This window comes from Achromobacter sp. 1012554356, assembly GCF_059760815.1.
Genome location: NZ_JCBANC010000021.1, coordinates 1 through 13,361, shown reverse-complemented (window position 1 = coordinate 13,361; position 13,361 = coordinate 1). Strand labels below are relative to the sequence as shown.

14 protein-coding genes and 1 tRNA gene are annotated in these 13,361 nt (G+C 65.1%); 7 read left to right on the top strand and 8 right to left on the bottom strand.

Annotated elements, in window-relative coordinates:
• Positions 1-46: 46 nt before the first annotated feature.
• Both AC6LJW_RS13050 and AC6LJW_RS13045 read left to right on the top strand, forming a co-directional pair.
• On the top strand, positions 47-1,270 hold the full coding sequence (locus AC6LJW_RS13050) for a YeeE/YedE family protein (RefSeq protein WP_056567220.1): 1,224 nt from the start codon (positions 47-49) through the stop codon (positions 1,268-1,270).
• A gap of 199 nt (positions 1,271-1,469) precedes the next feature.
• A complete protein-coding gene (locus tag AC6LJW_RS13045) occupies positions 1,470-3,167 on the top strand; it encodes an FMN-binding glutamate synthase family protein (protein ID WP_498087500.1) in 1,698 nt (565 codons plus the stop codon).
• On the opposite strand, the gene AC6LJW_RS13040 is transcribed toward AC6LJW_RS13045, so the two are convergent.
• Together AC6LJW_RS13040 and AC6LJW_RS13035 are read right to left on the bottom strand one after the other, a co-directional pair.
• Positions 3,127-4,512: a phospholipase D-like domain-containing protein gene (locus tag AC6LJW_RS13040; protein WP_498087499.1), complete on the bottom strand. Its 1,386-nt coding sequence runs from the start codon at positions 4,510-4,512 to the stop codon at positions 3,127-3,129. The genes AC6LJW_RS13045 and AC6LJW_RS13040 overlap by 41 nt on opposite strands.
• 106 nt (positions 4,513-4,618) lie before the next feature.
• Entirely contained in the window at positions 4,619-4,954 is a 336-nt protein-coding gene (locus tag AC6LJW_RS13035; RefSeq protein ID WP_056567225.1) for an ElaB/YgaM/YqjD family protein, read from the bottom strand.
• A gap of 372 nt (positions 4,955-5,326) precedes the next feature.
• Here AC6LJW_RS13035 and egtD point away from each other — a divergent pair, with 372 nt between their 5' ends.
• From egtD to AC6LJW_RS13020, 3 genes are all read left to right on the top strand, one after another.
• Positions 5,327-6,304 (top strand): L-histidine N(alpha)-methyltransferase, encoded by a 978-nt coding sequence (gene egtD / locus AC6LJW_RS13030; protein ID WP_498087498.1) that lies wholly within the window; start codon positions 5,327-5,329, stop codon positions 6,302-6,304.
• A 35-nt stretch (positions 6,305-6,339) separates the two neighbouring features.
• The gene (gene egtB, locus AC6LJW_RS13025; RefSeq protein ID WP_056567229.1) at positions 6,340-7,656 is read left to right on the top strand and encodes an ergothioneine biosynthesis protein EgtB; all 1,317 of its coding nucleotides are present in this window, start codon (positions 6,340-6,342) and stop codon (positions 7,654-7,656) included.
• A gap of 104 nt (positions 7,657-7,760) precedes the next feature.
• Positions 7,761-7,837 (top strand) — tRNA-Met (locus AC6LJW_RS13020).
• 66 nt (positions 7,838-7,903) lie between these two features.
• On the opposite strand, the gene AC6LJW_RS13015 is transcribed toward AC6LJW_RS13020, so the two are convergent.
• From AC6LJW_RS13015 to AC6LJW_RS13005, 3 genes are all read right to left on the bottom strand, one after another.
• Positions 7,904-8,827 carry a hypothetical protein gene (locus tag AC6LJW_RS13015; protein WP_056567232.1) on the bottom strand — a complete coding sequence of 308 codons (924 nt, stop codon included), beginning with the start codon at positions 8,825-8,827 and terminating at the stop codon, positions 7,904-7,906.
• A 201-nt stretch (positions 8,828-9,028) separates the two neighbouring features.
• A complete protein-coding gene (locus AC6LJW_RS13010; protein WP_498087497.1) occupies positions 9,029-9,220 on the bottom strand; it encodes a hypothetical protein in 192 nt (63 codons plus the stop codon).
• A 107-nt stretch (positions 9,221-9,327) separates the two neighbouring features.
• Positions 9,328-9,579, bottom strand: a complete 252-nt coding sequence (locus tag AC6LJW_RS13005) for a hypothetical protein (protein ID WP_056567239.1) — start codon at positions 9,577-9,579, stop codon at positions 9,328-9,330.
• Between the two features lie 260 nt (positions 9,580-9,839).
• On the opposite strand from AC6LJW_RS13005, the gene AC6LJW_RS13000 reads away from it, so the two are divergent.
• Positions 9,840-10,031 carry a hypothetical protein gene (locus tag AC6LJW_RS13000; protein ID WP_056567242.1) on the top strand — a complete coding sequence of 64 codons (192 nt, stop codon included), beginning with the start codon at positions 9,840-9,842 and terminating at the stop codon, positions 10,029-10,031.
• A gap of 26 nt (positions 10,032-10,057) precedes the next feature.
• Here AC6LJW_RS13000 and yddG read toward each other — a convergent pair whose 3' ends face one another.
• Positions 10,058-10,966, bottom strand: a complete 909-nt coding sequence (gene yddG, locus AC6LJW_RS12995; RefSeq protein ID WP_498087496.1) for an aromatic amino acid DMT transporter YddG — start codon at positions 10,964-10,966, stop codon at positions 10,058-10,060.
• A gap of 21 nt (positions 10,967-10,987) precedes the next feature.
• Between yddG and AC6LJW_RS12990 the strand changes: the two genes are divergently transcribed.
• Complete coding sequence (locus AC6LJW_RS12990) at positions 10,988-11,302, top strand: 6-phosphofructokinase (RefSeq protein WP_235512242.1); 315 nt, start codon at positions 10,988-10,990, stop codon at positions 11,300-11,302.
• A 22-nt stretch (positions 11,303-11,324) separates the two neighbouring features.
• Here the strand turns inward: AC6LJW_RS12990 and AC6LJW_RS12985 are convergent, their stop codons facing one another.
• Both AC6LJW_RS12985 and AC6LJW_RS12980 read right to left on the bottom strand, forming a co-directional pair.
• Positions 11,325-12,899, bottom strand: a complete 1,575-nt coding sequence (locus AC6LJW_RS12985; protein ID WP_498087495.1) for a diguanylate cyclase — start codon at positions 12,897-12,899, stop codon at positions 11,325-11,327.
• Between the two features lie 161 nt (positions 12,900-13,060).
• Positions 13,061-13,282, bottom strand: coding sequence for a hypothetical protein (locus AC6LJW_RS12980; RefSeq protein ID WP_056567253.1), 222 nt, complete (start codon positions 13,280-13,282; stop codon positions 13,061-13,063).
• Positions 13,283-13,361: the final 79 nt, after the last annotated feature.

Here is a 13,361-nt window from a genome sequence, read left to right as displayed (position 1 = left end):
CGTTTGCATTTACGTCCTGCATTTACGCCTTATCCTCGGGATTCCCATGAGCGCCAACGCTTCCTCCCTGCCCCTTTCCCCGGCTCTGCCGCCCATCCAGATCAACCGCAAGCCGCTTTGGATCGCAATGCTGCTGGTGCTGGCCGGCGCGCTGTACCTCAACCAGACCGTCAGTTGGCGCCAAGGCGCGCTGTGGGTGATCGGCGCGCTGCTCGGCGTCACGCTCTACCACGCCTCGTTCGGCTTCACACAGGCCTGGCGCGTGTTCGTATCGGACCGCCGCGGCGCGGGCCTGCGCGCGCAGATGCTGATGCTGGCCGCGGGCGTGCTGCTGTTCTTCCCCTTCCTGGCTGCCGGCACGCTGTTCGGCCAGCCGGTCACCGGCTTCGTGTCGCCCCCGGGCGTGTCGGTCGTGCTGGGCGCATTCCTGTTCGGCATCGGCATGCAATTGGGCGGCGGATGCGCATCCGGCACGCTCTTCGCGGTGGGCGGCGGCAACACCCGCATGGTGGTGACGCTGCTGTTCTTCATCGTGGGTTCGGTCATCGCCACCGCCAACTTCGGCTGGTGGTCCAGCCTGCCGGCGCTGGCGCCCACCTCGCTCATCAAGACGTGGGGCCTGGCGCCCGCCATCATCGCCAACCTGGCCGTGTTTGCCCTGATCGCCTGGATCGCCACCGCGCTGGAAAAGCGCCGCCACGGCCACGTGATTTCCTTCGCGTCGCGCACTGCGCGCCCGGCCTCGCTGCTGCAAGGCCCATGGCCGCTCATCTGGGGCGGCGTGGCACTGGTCGTGCTGAACTTCGCGACGCTGGCGCTGGCCGGCCGTCCGTGGGGCATCACGTCGGCATTCGCGTTGTGGGGCGCCAAGGCGCTGGACGCGGCGGGCGGCGACGTCGCCACCTGGGCCTATTGGGCCAAGCAGCCGTCGCTTGCCGCGCCGCTGCGCCAGGATGTCACCACCGTCATGGACATTGGCCTCATGCTCGGCGCACTGGCCGCCGCCAGCGCGGCCGGCAAGTTCGCGCCCGTGTGGAAGGTGCCCGCGCGTTCGCTCGCCGGCGCTGTGATCGGTGGCCTGCTGCTCGGCTACGGCGCGCGCCTGGCCTTCGGCTGCAACATCGGCGCCTACTTCAGCGGCATCCTGTCGGGCAGCCTGCATGCCTGGCTGTGGCTGCCTGCCGCGTTCGCCGGCAGCGCGCTGGGCGTGCGCCTGCGTCCGCTCTTCGGCCTGGCCGTCGAGAAGACGCCGCCGGCGTCCAGTTGCTGAGAAACAGTGTTCCAACAATGGCCTCCCGACACGGGAGGCCATTTTTTTGCCTTGCTGCAAAGCCAGCAGCCATGCGGGTTTCGGCGTGAGGCACACTTGCGCGAGGCCCACGCCAGCGCAGGCTCGCACCGCGCGCCATTCATCCGCCAGACGGCTGCCCTGGTGTATGGTGGCTCCATTCCGAAATACGGAGATGGACATGAACTGGATAGCCGGCCGCTTCACGGCCTTTTTCCTGACCCTGGCCGGCGCGGCGATCACCGCAGTCCTGGCCGTCACCGCGTCGTTGTGGTGGCTTGCAGCCGCCGTGCCGCTGGCGCTGCTGGGCGCGCTGGGCGTGTACGACCTGATTCAGCCGCGCCACGCCATCCGCCGCAACTATCCCGTGCTGGGCAACCTGCGCTTTCTGTTCGAATTCATCCGCCCCGAGATCCGCCAGTATTTCCTCGAGGACGACACGCAGGCCTCGCCCTTCTCGCGCGCGCAGCGTTCCATCGTGTACCAGCGCGCCAAGCGCGAGATCGACAAGCGCCCCTTCGGCACCCAGGAAGACGTCTACGGCGACCGCTACGAATGGATCAACCATTCCATGTCGCCCTCGCACATCAACGACACCGACTTTCGCGTGACCGTGGGCGGGCCCGATTGCACGCAGCCCTATTCCATGTCGGTGTTCAACGTGTCGGCCATGAGCTTTGGCGCGCTGTCGGCCAACGCGGTGCTGGCCCTGAACGAAGGCGCGCGGCAAGGCGACTTCGCGCATGACACGGGCGAAGGCGGCATCAGCCGCTACCATCGCCAGCCGGGCGGCAGCCTGGTGTGGAACATCGGCTCGGGCTACTTCGGCTGCCGCGACGAGCACGGCGCGTTTTCCGAAGAAGCCTTCGTGCGCAACGCCTGTACGCCGCAGGTCAAGATGATCGAGATCAAACTCTCTCAAGGCGCCAAGCCGGGCCACGGCGGCATCCTGCCCGCGGGCAAGGTAACCATCGAGATCGCCGAAGCGCGCGGCGTCGCGCCCTGGCAGGACTGCAATTCGCCGGCCAGCCATTCCGCGTTCGACAGCCCCATCGGCCTCATGAAATTCGTGGCGCGCCTGCGTGAGCTCTCGGGCGGCAAGCCCGTCGGCTTCAAGTTCTGCGTGGGGCATCCGTGGGAATGGTTCGCCATCGTCAAGGCCATGCTGGAAACCGGCATCACGCCGGACTTCATCGTGGTGGACGGCGCTGAAGGCGGCACGGGCGCGGCGCCCGTGGAATTCGTGGATCATGTCGGCACGCCGCTGCGCGAGGCGCTGCGGCTGGTGCACAACACGCTCATCGGCGTGAACCTGCGCGACCGCATCAAGCTGGGCGCGTCGGGCAAGATCATCACCGCTTTCGACATGGCCCGCGTGATGGCGATGGGCGCGGACTGGTGCAACGCCGCGCGCGGCTTCATGTTCGCCATCGGCTGCATTCAGGCGCAGGCCTGCCACACCGGCAAGTGCCCCACCGGCGTCACCACGCAGGATCCGCTGCGGCAACGCGCGCTGGTCGTTCCGGACAAAGCGCAGCGCGTGGCCAACTTCCACAAGAACACGCTGCACGCGCTTGCCGAACTGCTGGCCGCGGCGGGGTTGACCCACCCCAGCCAGTTGCGTCCGCACCATATCGCGCGCCGCATCTCCCCCAGCGAAATCCGCCTCTTGTCCGCGCTGTTCCCCGAGCTTGCGCCCGGCGAACTGCTGCGCGGCGAGTTCCGGCATCAAGTGTTTCGTGCAGGTTGGGCGATGGCGCAGGCGCAGTCATTCCAGCCCACGCACGACATCACCACGGCGCTCGCGCGGGAACACGCCGCTCAGGCCGCCGCGTCTGCTACAACCAGCGCTCGAACATGCGCGAGAACGACTCCATGAAGCGGTCGTCCAGGCCGCGTTCCTTCCAGGCCTCGGGCGTGATCTGCACGGCATCGGCCACGTCGCGCTGAAACAACGTCTCCATCTCGGCCGCGAACTCGGGCCCCAGCACCACAGCATTGATCTCATAGTTCAGCGCAAAGCTGCGCCAATCCATGTTGCTGGATCCCACGGTCGACCAGACGCCGTCGACCACCGCCGTCTTCGCATGCAGCAACGCGTCACGCCGCTCGTAGATCTTCACGCCGGCGCGCAGCAGATCGGTGTAATGCGACCGCCCCGCGTGGAACACCAGCGACGAATCGCTGAAGCCCGGCAGCACCAGCACCACGTCCACGCCTCGCCGGGCCGCAGACTGCAGCACCTCAATAAACGCAGGATCGGGCACGAAGTACGCCATCGTGATGTGGATGGATTTCTGCGCGCTTTCGAAGGCGGACATCAGCGTCAGGTAGACCGTGTAGCCGTCGCTGCGGTCGGGCTGGTTGGCCAGAATGCGGACCGTGGTATTGCCGACAGGCGGCGCAACCCGCGAATCACCGCCCTTGATGGGCTCCTTCGCCTGCGACGCCCAGCCGGCCTGCAGCACCTGCTCCAACTCTGCCACCGCCGGGCCTTCGATGCGCAGATGCGTGTCGCGCCACGGCGCGGAATCGGCGTCTTCCGGCGGGTCGCCGGCCTTATCGCCGGAGCCGCCGCCAGAGCCGCCGCCCGATCCCGAACCCGAGCCACTGCCGCCGGAGAACGACGACGACTCGTACACGCTGCTGACGTTGATGCCGCCCAGGTAGCCCACCTTGCCGTCGACGACCAGCACCTTGCGGTGGTTGCGTTGGTTCGGCGACCAGCCGGCGCGGGCGTTGACCGGATTGACGGGATTGAAGACCGCCACCTGGACGCCCGCGTCGCGCATGCGCTGAAACAACGCATCGGGCGTCTTGATCGTCCCGACCGCGTCCACCATCAACGAGACCTCGGCGCCCCGGTTGCGCGCCGCGATCAGCGCCTCGGCAAAGCGCTGGCCTTCGGCGTCATCCTCGAAGATGTAGGTTTCCATGTGGACGTAGCGGCGCGCCTGTCCGATGGACTGGAGCATCGCCTTGTACGTGCTGGGACCGTCGGTAAGCAACCGCACGCGATTGCCCTTGACCAGCGGCGCGCCGCTGACCGCCTGCTCCACCGCCAGGTGCCGGGCAAGGAAGTCGTCCTTGGGTGTTTGAGGGTCCGCTGCAATGCCTTGCCCGCGACGGTAACTGTCCTGCGCCGCATCCGCGGACAGGCCGGCCTGCGCGGCGCGCGCGTGCCGTTCCTGCGCGTCCGGGACGCTGGCGCAGGCGGCGAGCACGGACGCGACGCACGCAAACAGGACGGCGCGCGCCGGCCGTCAGTTCCTGCAAGGCATTGCGCGGCCCACCCCGGCTCAGGGCCGGTAATGGGCTCATGATGCGCCTCTAGCGTCGGTTGCCCGCCACGAAGATGCAGCCGAGCACGGCGCCCACCAGCGCCGCCACGCCGACCGACTTCCACGCATTCTCATGCACGTATTCGTCTGCGTAAGCCGTGGCCCGGCGTGCCCGTTCCCGAGCCACGCCTTCCCACCCGCCTGCCGATTCACGCGCATCTGCAAGCTGGCGCTTCAGGCGCGCACGCGCCGATTCGATTTCGGAGCCCGTATACGACGCGGTCGAACGCAAGAGGTCCTCCGTCCCGGCCAGCAGTTCGTGGAAGCTGTCATTCACGCGTTCACGATGCAAAGCCATTTCAGCGCGCTGGTGCTTTCGATTCATGGTTAGCTCCTTGTTTTTTTGGACCGTCCCGGCTAACGCAACCGTTGCCTGATGCAACGCAGCATCGCCAGGGCCGCGGAACACATCGTTCCGCATGGCCGAAGCCCCATTGTCCATAGCTATGGCCCCAACTGCCCGAGCTTTCGCAACCAGCCGTAAACCGATATTTCAGCGGAGCGAAACTTGCTGATGGCAACGTCTGACGCCGGGTGCGAATCAGCAGGCACATCTTGTCTCGCCCGGGCAAACGCGTTTTCGATTTCGTAAAAGTCCATTGCATTCAGAGGCTTGGCGCTTGACACACAAACCCCCTCAGCCGCCACAATAGGCCTTCTCAATGCGCTTCAACCGCCCCAAAAAGGAACTGAACGCATGGTTTCCCCTTCCGCACTCCTTGCCGCCGTTTCTCCTGAATTCGTCGCGCAAGAACCGCAGCATCAAAGCGCCGAGCAGATCGAATTGCACGATGGGTTGCTGGACAGCCCCGCCCACATCGACCCTAAGTTCCTATACGACGCGCTGGGCTCATCGCTCTTCACGGCCATCACGCAGTTGCCCGAGTACTACCCGACGCGCTGCGAGGACGAAATCTTTCAGCGTCATGGCGCTGACATCGCCCGCCATGTCGGTCCGGTGCAGGCCATGGTCGACCTGGGCGCCGGCGATTGCGTCAAGGCCGAGCGGCTATTCGCCAGCCTGCGGCCCAGCCACTACGTGCCGGTCGACATCTCGGCCGATTATCTGCAGGCGGCTGTACGGCGGCTGAAGCTGTCCTATCCCGACATGCGGATCACGGCCGTGGGACAGGATTTCTCGCATGAACTTGCGTTGCCCGACAACATACCGACACCGCAGCGCCTTTTCTTCTATCCAGGATCCAGCATCGGCAATCTTGGTCCCGACAACGCGTACGCCATGCTGCGGCGGATCCGCGAGTCGTGTTCCGGCGGTGGCCTGCTGATCGGCGTCGACCGCGTCAAGCCCCGAAGCGTGCTTGAACCCGCGTACGACGACGCCCTGCATTTGACGGCCGCGTTCAACCTGAACCTGCTGCGCCACGTAAATGCGGTGCTCGGCAGCGATTTCAATGTCGACGACTGGCGCCATGTGGCCATCTTCAACAGCGAACGTTCGCGGGTCGAGATGCACCTGGAAGCGCAGCGCGCGTTGCGCGTCGCCTGGCCCGGCGGTCATCGCGACTTCAAGCGCGGCGAGCGCATCCATACGGAAAACTCGTACAAGTTCACGCCACAGGCCTTCAGCGACCTGCTTCATCGCGCGGGCTTTCGCGATGTCGCGCACTGGTCGGATGCCCGCGACTGGTTTTCTGTTTTCAGCGCCCGCGCCTGACGCGGGACCACCCACGACGCCCCCGGAGGATCGCCATGGACCCCGCATGCCTGCTGACCCATCCCGCCATCGCGCCCTATGCCAGCGGACAGGCCGGACAGCACGACCGCTACGATGCCGTACGCTCGACCACCTCGGCCCTCGCCGCCCCGCTCAGTCCGGAAGATTGCCAGGTGCAATCCATGCCGGATTGCAGCCCCGTCAAATGGCATCTGGCCCACACCACCTGGTTCTTCGAAACATTCCTGCTGGCGCGCTTCGACGCATCCACGCCGCCTTTCCATCCGCAATACCGGATGCTCTTCAACTCTTACTACAACGCCGTCGGCGCCAAGCACCCGCGGCCGCAACGCGGCCTCTTGTCGCGCCCCCCGCTCGCCGAGATCTTGCGGTACCGCCAACACGTCGACGAGGCCATGCACGCGCTGATCTCGCGCCTGGGCGGCAACGATGCCGACTTCGACGCGTTGCTTGAGCTTGGCCTGAACCACGAGCAGCAGCACCAGGAACTGATCCTTACCGATCTGAAGCACATGCTGTCGGCCAATCCGCTCAGGCCCGCGTACGTCGCGCCCGGCCAGCCCGCGCTGCCGCCTGCGACGGACGCAGGGTGGACCCGCTACGAAGGTGGCGTCACACGCATCGGCCACGACGGACGCGGGTTTGCCTTTGACAACGAAGGCCCGGCTCACGATGTCTTGCTGACGCCCTACTCCCTGTCCGATCGCCTCGTGACCCAGCGCGAATTCCTGGACTTCATACAGGATGGCGGGTACGAGCGTCCCGAACTGTGGCTGTCCATGGGATGGGACATGGTGTGCGCGCAAGGCTGGCGCGCGCCGCTCTATTGGGAAAGCGACGGCGACGACTGGCACGTCTTCACATTGCGCGGCATGCAGCCCCTGGAATGGGAGGCGCCCGTCACGCACGTCAGCTATTTCGAAGCCGATGCCTACGCGCGCTGGGCAGGCGCGCGGCTCCCGCGAGAAGCCGAATGGGAACACGCCGCCCGCCAGCTTTCGGAAGACACCTACTCGGCCCGTGCGAACCTGCTGGAAAACGGCCACCTGGACACCCGCCCCGCCCCCGGACGCAATGGCCAGGGCGGTCCCGTGCAACTGTTTGGCGACGCGTGGGAATGGACGTCGAGCGGCTACGATGCCTACCCCGGATTCAAACCCAGCGCCGGCGCCGTCGGCGAATACAACGGCAAATTCATGTGCAACCAGTACGTGCTGCGGGGCGGCTCCTGCGCCACGCCCCGCGATCACATCCGGCCAAGCTACCGGAACTTCTTTCCGCCCGAGGCGCGGTGGCAGTTCTCGGGCATCCGGCTGGCTCGGGATGATTGAGGGGATTTTTGCGCCCGTCCACTTGCACTCCAAAAAAACTTCGTGCTAGAATTTCGTTCTTCGTTGAGCAGCAATTGCAACGCAAACTGTTCAGCTAAGAAGATGGCGCATTAGCTCAGCCGGTTAGAGCGACGGAATCATAATCCGCAGGTCCCCTGTTCGAATCAGGGATGCGCCACCAAAGAATTCAAAAAGGCCCGCACATTGTGCGGGCCTTTTTCATTCGGACAATACCAGCCTCAACCCATCAAGTCCGATACACCGTATCGCGTCGACGCCCACCCCACGTCGCAGCCAGACTCGCCACGAACGCGCCAATCAGCATCGACGCAAAGCCCCACAGCGCAAACGCCGCAGCGGCCTTGCGAGCCGTGTCCGCGGCTTCCTTGGCCTTCACCTTGGCTTCTTCCGCGGTCTTCTTGGCGTTCTGGATCGCCTCGTCGACGCGGCGTTGCGCCACGGCGGGTTCCACGCCGGCCTGCGCGGCCACGACCTTCACAACGTAGTCGCGATCAGCGGGCGTCATGTCGCCACGCGTGATGCTCATGGCGACGACGCGGCCGACTTCGGCACGGGCCGCTTCGGGGTCGGTGTTGGCTTCGGGGCGTTCCGAGCGCATCAGGGTGTCGGTGAGATAGTCGGTGGCGCGTTCCATGCCGCCGCCATTGCTCGCACCCGCCGCGCCAGCCGTCGCAGCTGCGGTCGCCGCGGTGCCGGCAGTGGCCGCCACGGCCGCGCCGGCCTTGGCCGCGCCCGATGCCATGGACGCTAGCGCCGATCCCAGCAGCGCAGCGCTGACCACGGCGCTCAGCGCCCAGACCAGAAAGCCATGCGCCGTATCTCGGAAATAGACCTCATCCGAGTGCACGTCGACCCATTTGGTGCGCAGGCGTCCGGCGACATAGCCGCCGATGCCGTACGAGAGGATTTGCGTGATCAGCATCCAGACAATGATGCCGATACCGATGGTCGGGGCCGACACGCCCTCGTCGCCCCACGGCGATACGGACAGGAAACCCAGGCCGGTGCCACCGGCAAACAACGCGAGCGAGAGCGCGGCGGCAATCACCGCGCCGGCGAAAACCGCCGCCCACGACACGGCCGAAATGGCGGACTCACGTGGAGGCACGCCATCGGCATAGGGTTGGCTCAATGAAGATGTATTTTGCATGATCGATCCTTGTCCAGAGTCTTACGCAGCCGCGCAGACGCGGGTGCCAAAGCGGGAATGACGAACCGGCCTTCAGTGCCAGAACAACGCCAGCAGAATGATGATCGGAATGGGCACGCCAAGCAGCCACAACAGGATGGAGCGCATGGAAACCTCCTTGCTTCGATGAATGGATCTGGATGGAAATGTCGCTGGCCGGAATCAGGCCAGGTCGATGGTGCCCGGGGCGCGGGGATCCGGCGCGGGCGGCGTGGGATCGATGACGCCGGGATTGTCGGTGGGACGACCCGGGTCCGGACGCGGATCGTCCGCAGGGGCATTGCCCGGAAGCGCCGGATCGTCGGGCGTAAGATCGTCCGGTTGACCGGGTTCTCGATGCGGGATCTGGGACATGATTGCCTCTCCTCAAGCAGCGCAAGACGCGCTTCGGTTGAGCATCAGCAAATGGCGTGCCCGAGACCTTTCAAGGGTTCAGTGCCTTTGAGGAAAGCGCAAATCCGTCAGTCCTTGCGCTTGCTGCCGGTCAAAGCGACCCCACGGTCGGGGGCATCGCCCGCAAGAAAAGCAACAACGGCGGCCTTGCCGGCGGCGGAGGCTTCATCCTGGCTGGCGTATCGCCTGTCCGAGTAATTGGTGCTGCGCACATTCCCGGATTGGGGATCAAGCAAGGTGATGATCCACGCAAATTCACCAGGCGAAAGCTGGCGGACCTGCAGGGTGGCGCGCGTGCCGGGACGTAATTCTTGCGGCATCTGGCGGCCTCTTCGGTGTTTCGATGACGCCATCGTAGCGCAATCGCGCCAAGCCGCCGCCCCCGAACACGACGCCTGGAAAATGCTGCATCCGCACACCGATTTCATGCTGCAGCGTGCGCGGCTAATACGCCACAAAGCCGACGACCGGCAAGGAAAACCCTAGGGTGCAGTCCTGCAATACAGGCGCACAATCGTCTCAAACATCAAGACCGCTCAGCGGCGCCGAATCCCCTAAATAAGGCGAGGACGGAGACAACATGACTTACGTAGCAGTTTTCATGAGCTGTTTGATGGTTATGGGTATCGTCGCGTTGGTGATTCAAACGATACGAAGCGCAGGGCCCGAACCCTGGCTGAAGATATCGGCGGCGATAGTGAGTTCCACCTTTGCATCGCTAATGCTGGTTCCGCTGGGGTTCGCCGTTGCCCTGACGATGCTCGTCGAGTAGTCTCCCCACCGAAGGCCAGGCCCGGACTATCCGTTACGGGCCGGTCTGCCGCGGGTTGCCGTCCAACACAACAATGAACCGGCGGTGACCATCGCCACGCCCTGCCAGAACGACAGGGTAAGCGGCGTCGCCAACCAGAGCGCGGCAAAAAAGGTGGAGAAGACAGGCGTGAAGTACGACGCGGTGGCCAGCAAGGTCAGGTTGCCTCGCAGTATCCCCACGTTCCAGAATGCGTAGCCGCTGGCCATTGCGCCACCGGCCACGCATAGCTCGATCGTGGCCGGCGTTGTGAACGCAAGCGCGGGTTCCGCGCTGATCGCGTAATTGATCCACAGGACAGCAGCGGTCAGCACGAAAAACAGCGCGACACCGTTCTTGCCGTCGGCAAAGCGCTTGGTCACGTTGCAATACACGGCCCAGATGATGGCGCCGCTGAAGGCCAATCCATAACTGAGAGGATTGCTCGACACATTGGCGACGGTGCGTTCATACGACAGCCCGCCGGCTCCGCCCACGACCCACACGATGCCGCAAACCGACAACAAGATGCCCGGCGCTACCCAGACGCTTGCCCGCTGGCCGTTGATGAGCATGGCAAACACCACCGTCAGGCACGGCCACAGGTAGTTGACGATGCCCAACTCGATGGCTTGTCCGCGATCGACTGCGAATCCCAGCGACAGCGACAGGCAGATCTCATAAGCGACAAACAGCAGGCTGCCCACGATGAGGTAGGACCGGGGAAACGTGCGCAGCTTGGGAAAGCCCAGCAACAACACCAGGAAGATCGAACCCACCGAATATATGAGCGCGGCGCCGCCGATCGGGCCGAAGTTTTCACTGACGCCTCGAATCAGTCCGACGACCGTGCCCCACAGCAGGATCGCCAGCAAACCGAGGGAAGTGGCCGCATTCCGGCCAGGATTCAATTGCATTACTGTTTCCGATTGCGCGCCGTGCCTGTGCAAGAACTGGGCTGGCCCGGCGCCAAGGCGGCAAGTTTAGCGAAAACCGAACGGAGAAATCGCGGCATGGCTATTTCCACACGCAGGTTGAGCGACGTGCTGGCAAGCACGAATTCGGGGCGGCTTTACCGCATTGAAGTGTTCTTGCGGACGGAGGATGCAGGGGCTGATGCCGTGCCGCGCGCCGGCTTGCGCTACATATTCAGAACATCCGAAGGCGATTCCGTCATCGCGCTGGACGATAAGCGCTATCGCCTGGGATCAGGCGAAGTCGTGACGGCCCTGACGCCGCGCCACGGCACCTGACGCGTCCGGCCTGGCGCCGGACTCACTGGTCCAGCGCCACCCGCCGCTTGCCCAGGCCCTTGGCCCGATACAACGCCACATCGGCGCGCTCGAGCAATTGCAGCATGGTGGCGCCCGATTGGGGATACACCGCAATCCCGATGCTCGCCGACACCGCGACGCGAATGTTGGGATACGGCAGCGACAGGCTCTCGACCAGCGCCTCGGCCACCAGCCGCGCGTCCTCTTGATGGGCGCCCAGCAGTAGCACCGCGAACTCGTCACCGCCGAGGCGTGCCGCCACGTCGGAAACCCGGATGGCGCTCGCCATGCGGTCGGCGGCCTCCTTGAGCACCGTGTCGCCCGCGGCGTGGCCGTGCATGTCGTTAACGGCCTTGAAGCCGTCCAGGTCGATCGCCAGGATCGAGAACGAATCGCCGCTGCGCTGCGCGACCGCCAGCTCGCGCAGCACGAGCTCGCCGAACAGCACCCGATTGCACAAGCCGGTCAGCGGATCGTAGTGCGCCAGGTGCTGCGCGCGCGCCAGCATGCGCGATGCCTGCAGCATCGCGGCCCCGACCTCCTGGGCTTCCTTGATGCGCGTGGCCGGCAGCTCCACGGTGCGGCCCTCGCCCAGCGCCAGCGCTGGCGCGACCAGCCCTTGCACTGCCGACGTCAGCCGGCTCGCCAGCCTGAGGGCCAGCCACAACCCCAGGCCGAATGCGAACAACGTGCCCAAACCGATCCACGCAATGGAGCGGTAGAGGTCCGTGGTCAGCAACTGCATCGGCGCACCCGCGGCAACCGTCCAGCCCGATAGCGCCGACCGGCTGAACGCGGTGTAGACCGGCGTGCCTTCCTTGGTAATCGTTTCCAGCGATCCTTCGCCTTCCTGCTGGACAGCGCGGGCCAGCGCCGGCACCGCCTTCTGGCCGACGAATTTCGACGTGTCGCGGGTGCGGGCGACGATGGTTCCGGAGTCGTCCAACACCGCGGCCACCCAGCCCTCGGGCAAGGCGCGGCGGCCCAACACGTTGCCGATGCGCTCGGGCGACAGTCCCACGTTCAGGCTGTAGACCACCTCCCCGCCTCGCACGACCGGCACGCCCAGCGCGATGGTGGGATCCTTGTTCAGACCGCCGGCGAACAGACCCGTCAGCACGGGCATGCGCGACTGGAAGACGCGAAGCAGTTGATCAGGGGCACCCGTGGACGGCAACGCCGTGCCATAGGGCACCTGCGTGTTGATGATCTGGCGCCCTTCCTTATTGGTCAGGACGTAGCTGTCGACGATCTGGAACCGCACGGACTCGCGCGCGCGGCGATGGAAGCCGGCAAGGTCTCCTTCGACCAGGTCCGGAGACGAAGCCAGCATCTGCAGGCCGGCTTCAACGCCAGTGAGCTCGCGATCGAGGATTGCCGTGAGATTGCGCGCCAGGAAGATCGTGTCGCGAAAGATGCGTTCCTTCTGGATGACGTAGCTTTCGTAGACCGCGACCGTCGCCACGAGGAGCGCTGGAGAAATACAGGCAAAGACGAGGGCCAGCAGGCCCGTCCGCATGGAATAGCGGCGCGTCCGGCGCCGGCGCGCACCGGCAAGCGTTTCGCCGTCAGCCATGGCGCGCCTCGCCGCTCAGGATCCGCATCGCGCGGACGTTCGACCGAAACAACTCCAGTGGGCTCATGCGCCTCCCGATACGCCCCCCCGGCACCCCCGCCGGGCCTGGATGGAAACCAAAAGATTATTGCAGAACGCCCCCGCTGCCGCCCCTTGGCAGGCTACTTCTCTTCCAGATCGGGCGTGCCGGCAAATTGGCTCTTGAGCAGCGTCAGCGCGCCTTTTTCTGCCAGCGCCTCGTTGGGAAACACGTGCTTGGTGTCTTCCAGGATGGGAAAGCCGAAGATGCGCACGCGGGTGTGATACCCGTCAGGCGTTTCGGCAAATTCGATGTCAAAGTTGCGTTCTTCGATCCAGCCCGACCGATGCAGTTTCCATTCCATATCCAACGCGCTCCTGTTTGGCGAAGTTGACACGAAAGGCCGGCCGCGATGGCCGGCGCTGCTACACCATACACCCGGG

Bases quoted from the DNA above. Each gene is read 5' to 3' on its own strand.
- AC6LJW_RS13050 (WP_056567220.1), top strand. From the start codon at position 47: ATGAGCGCCAACGCTTCCTCCCTGCCCCTTTCCCCGGCTCTGCCGCCC.
- AC6LJW_RS13045 (WP_498087500.1), top strand. From the start codon at position 1,470: ATGAACTGGATAGCCGGCCGCTTCACGGCCTTTTTCCTGACCCTGGCC.
- AC6LJW_RS13035 (WP_056567225.1), bottom strand. From the start codon at position 4,954: ATGAATCGAAAGCACCAGCGCGCTGAAATGGCTTTGCATCGTGAACGC.
- egtD (WP_498087498.1), top strand. From the start codon at position 5,327: ATGGTTTCCCCTTCCGCACTCCTTGCCGCCGTTTCTCCTGAATTCGTC.
- egtB (WP_056567229.1), top strand. From the start codon at position 6,340: ATGGACCCCGCATGCCTGCTGACCCATCCCGCCATCGCGCCCTATGCC.
- AC6LJW_RS13015 (WP_056567232.1), bottom strand. From the start codon at position 8,827: ATGCAAAATACATCTTCATTGAGCCAACCCTATGCCGATGGCGTGCCT.
- AC6LJW_RS13010 (WP_498087497.1), bottom strand. From the start codon at position 9,220: ATGTCCCAGATCCCGCATCGAGAACCCGGTCAACCGGACGATCTTACG.
- AC6LJW_RS13005 (WP_056567239.1), bottom strand. From the start codon at position 9,579: ATGCCGCAAGAATTACGTCCCGGCACGCGCGCCACCCTGCAGGTCCGC.
- AC6LJW_RS13000 (WP_056567242.1), top strand. From the start codon at position 9,840: ATGACTTACGTAGCAGTTTTCATGAGCTGTTTGATGGTTATGGGTATC.
- yddG (WP_498087496.1), bottom strand. From the start codon at position 10,966: ATGCAATTGAATCCTGGCCGGAATGCGGCCACTTCCCTCGGTTTGCTG.
- AC6LJW_RS12985 (WP_498087495.1), bottom strand. From the start codon at position 12,899: ATGGCTGACGGCGAAACGCTTGCCGGTGCGCGCCGGCGCCGGACGCGC.
- AC6LJW_RS12980 (WP_056567253.1), bottom strand. From the start codon at position 13,282: ATGGAATGGAAACTGCATCGGTCGGGCTGGATCGAAGAACGCAACTTT.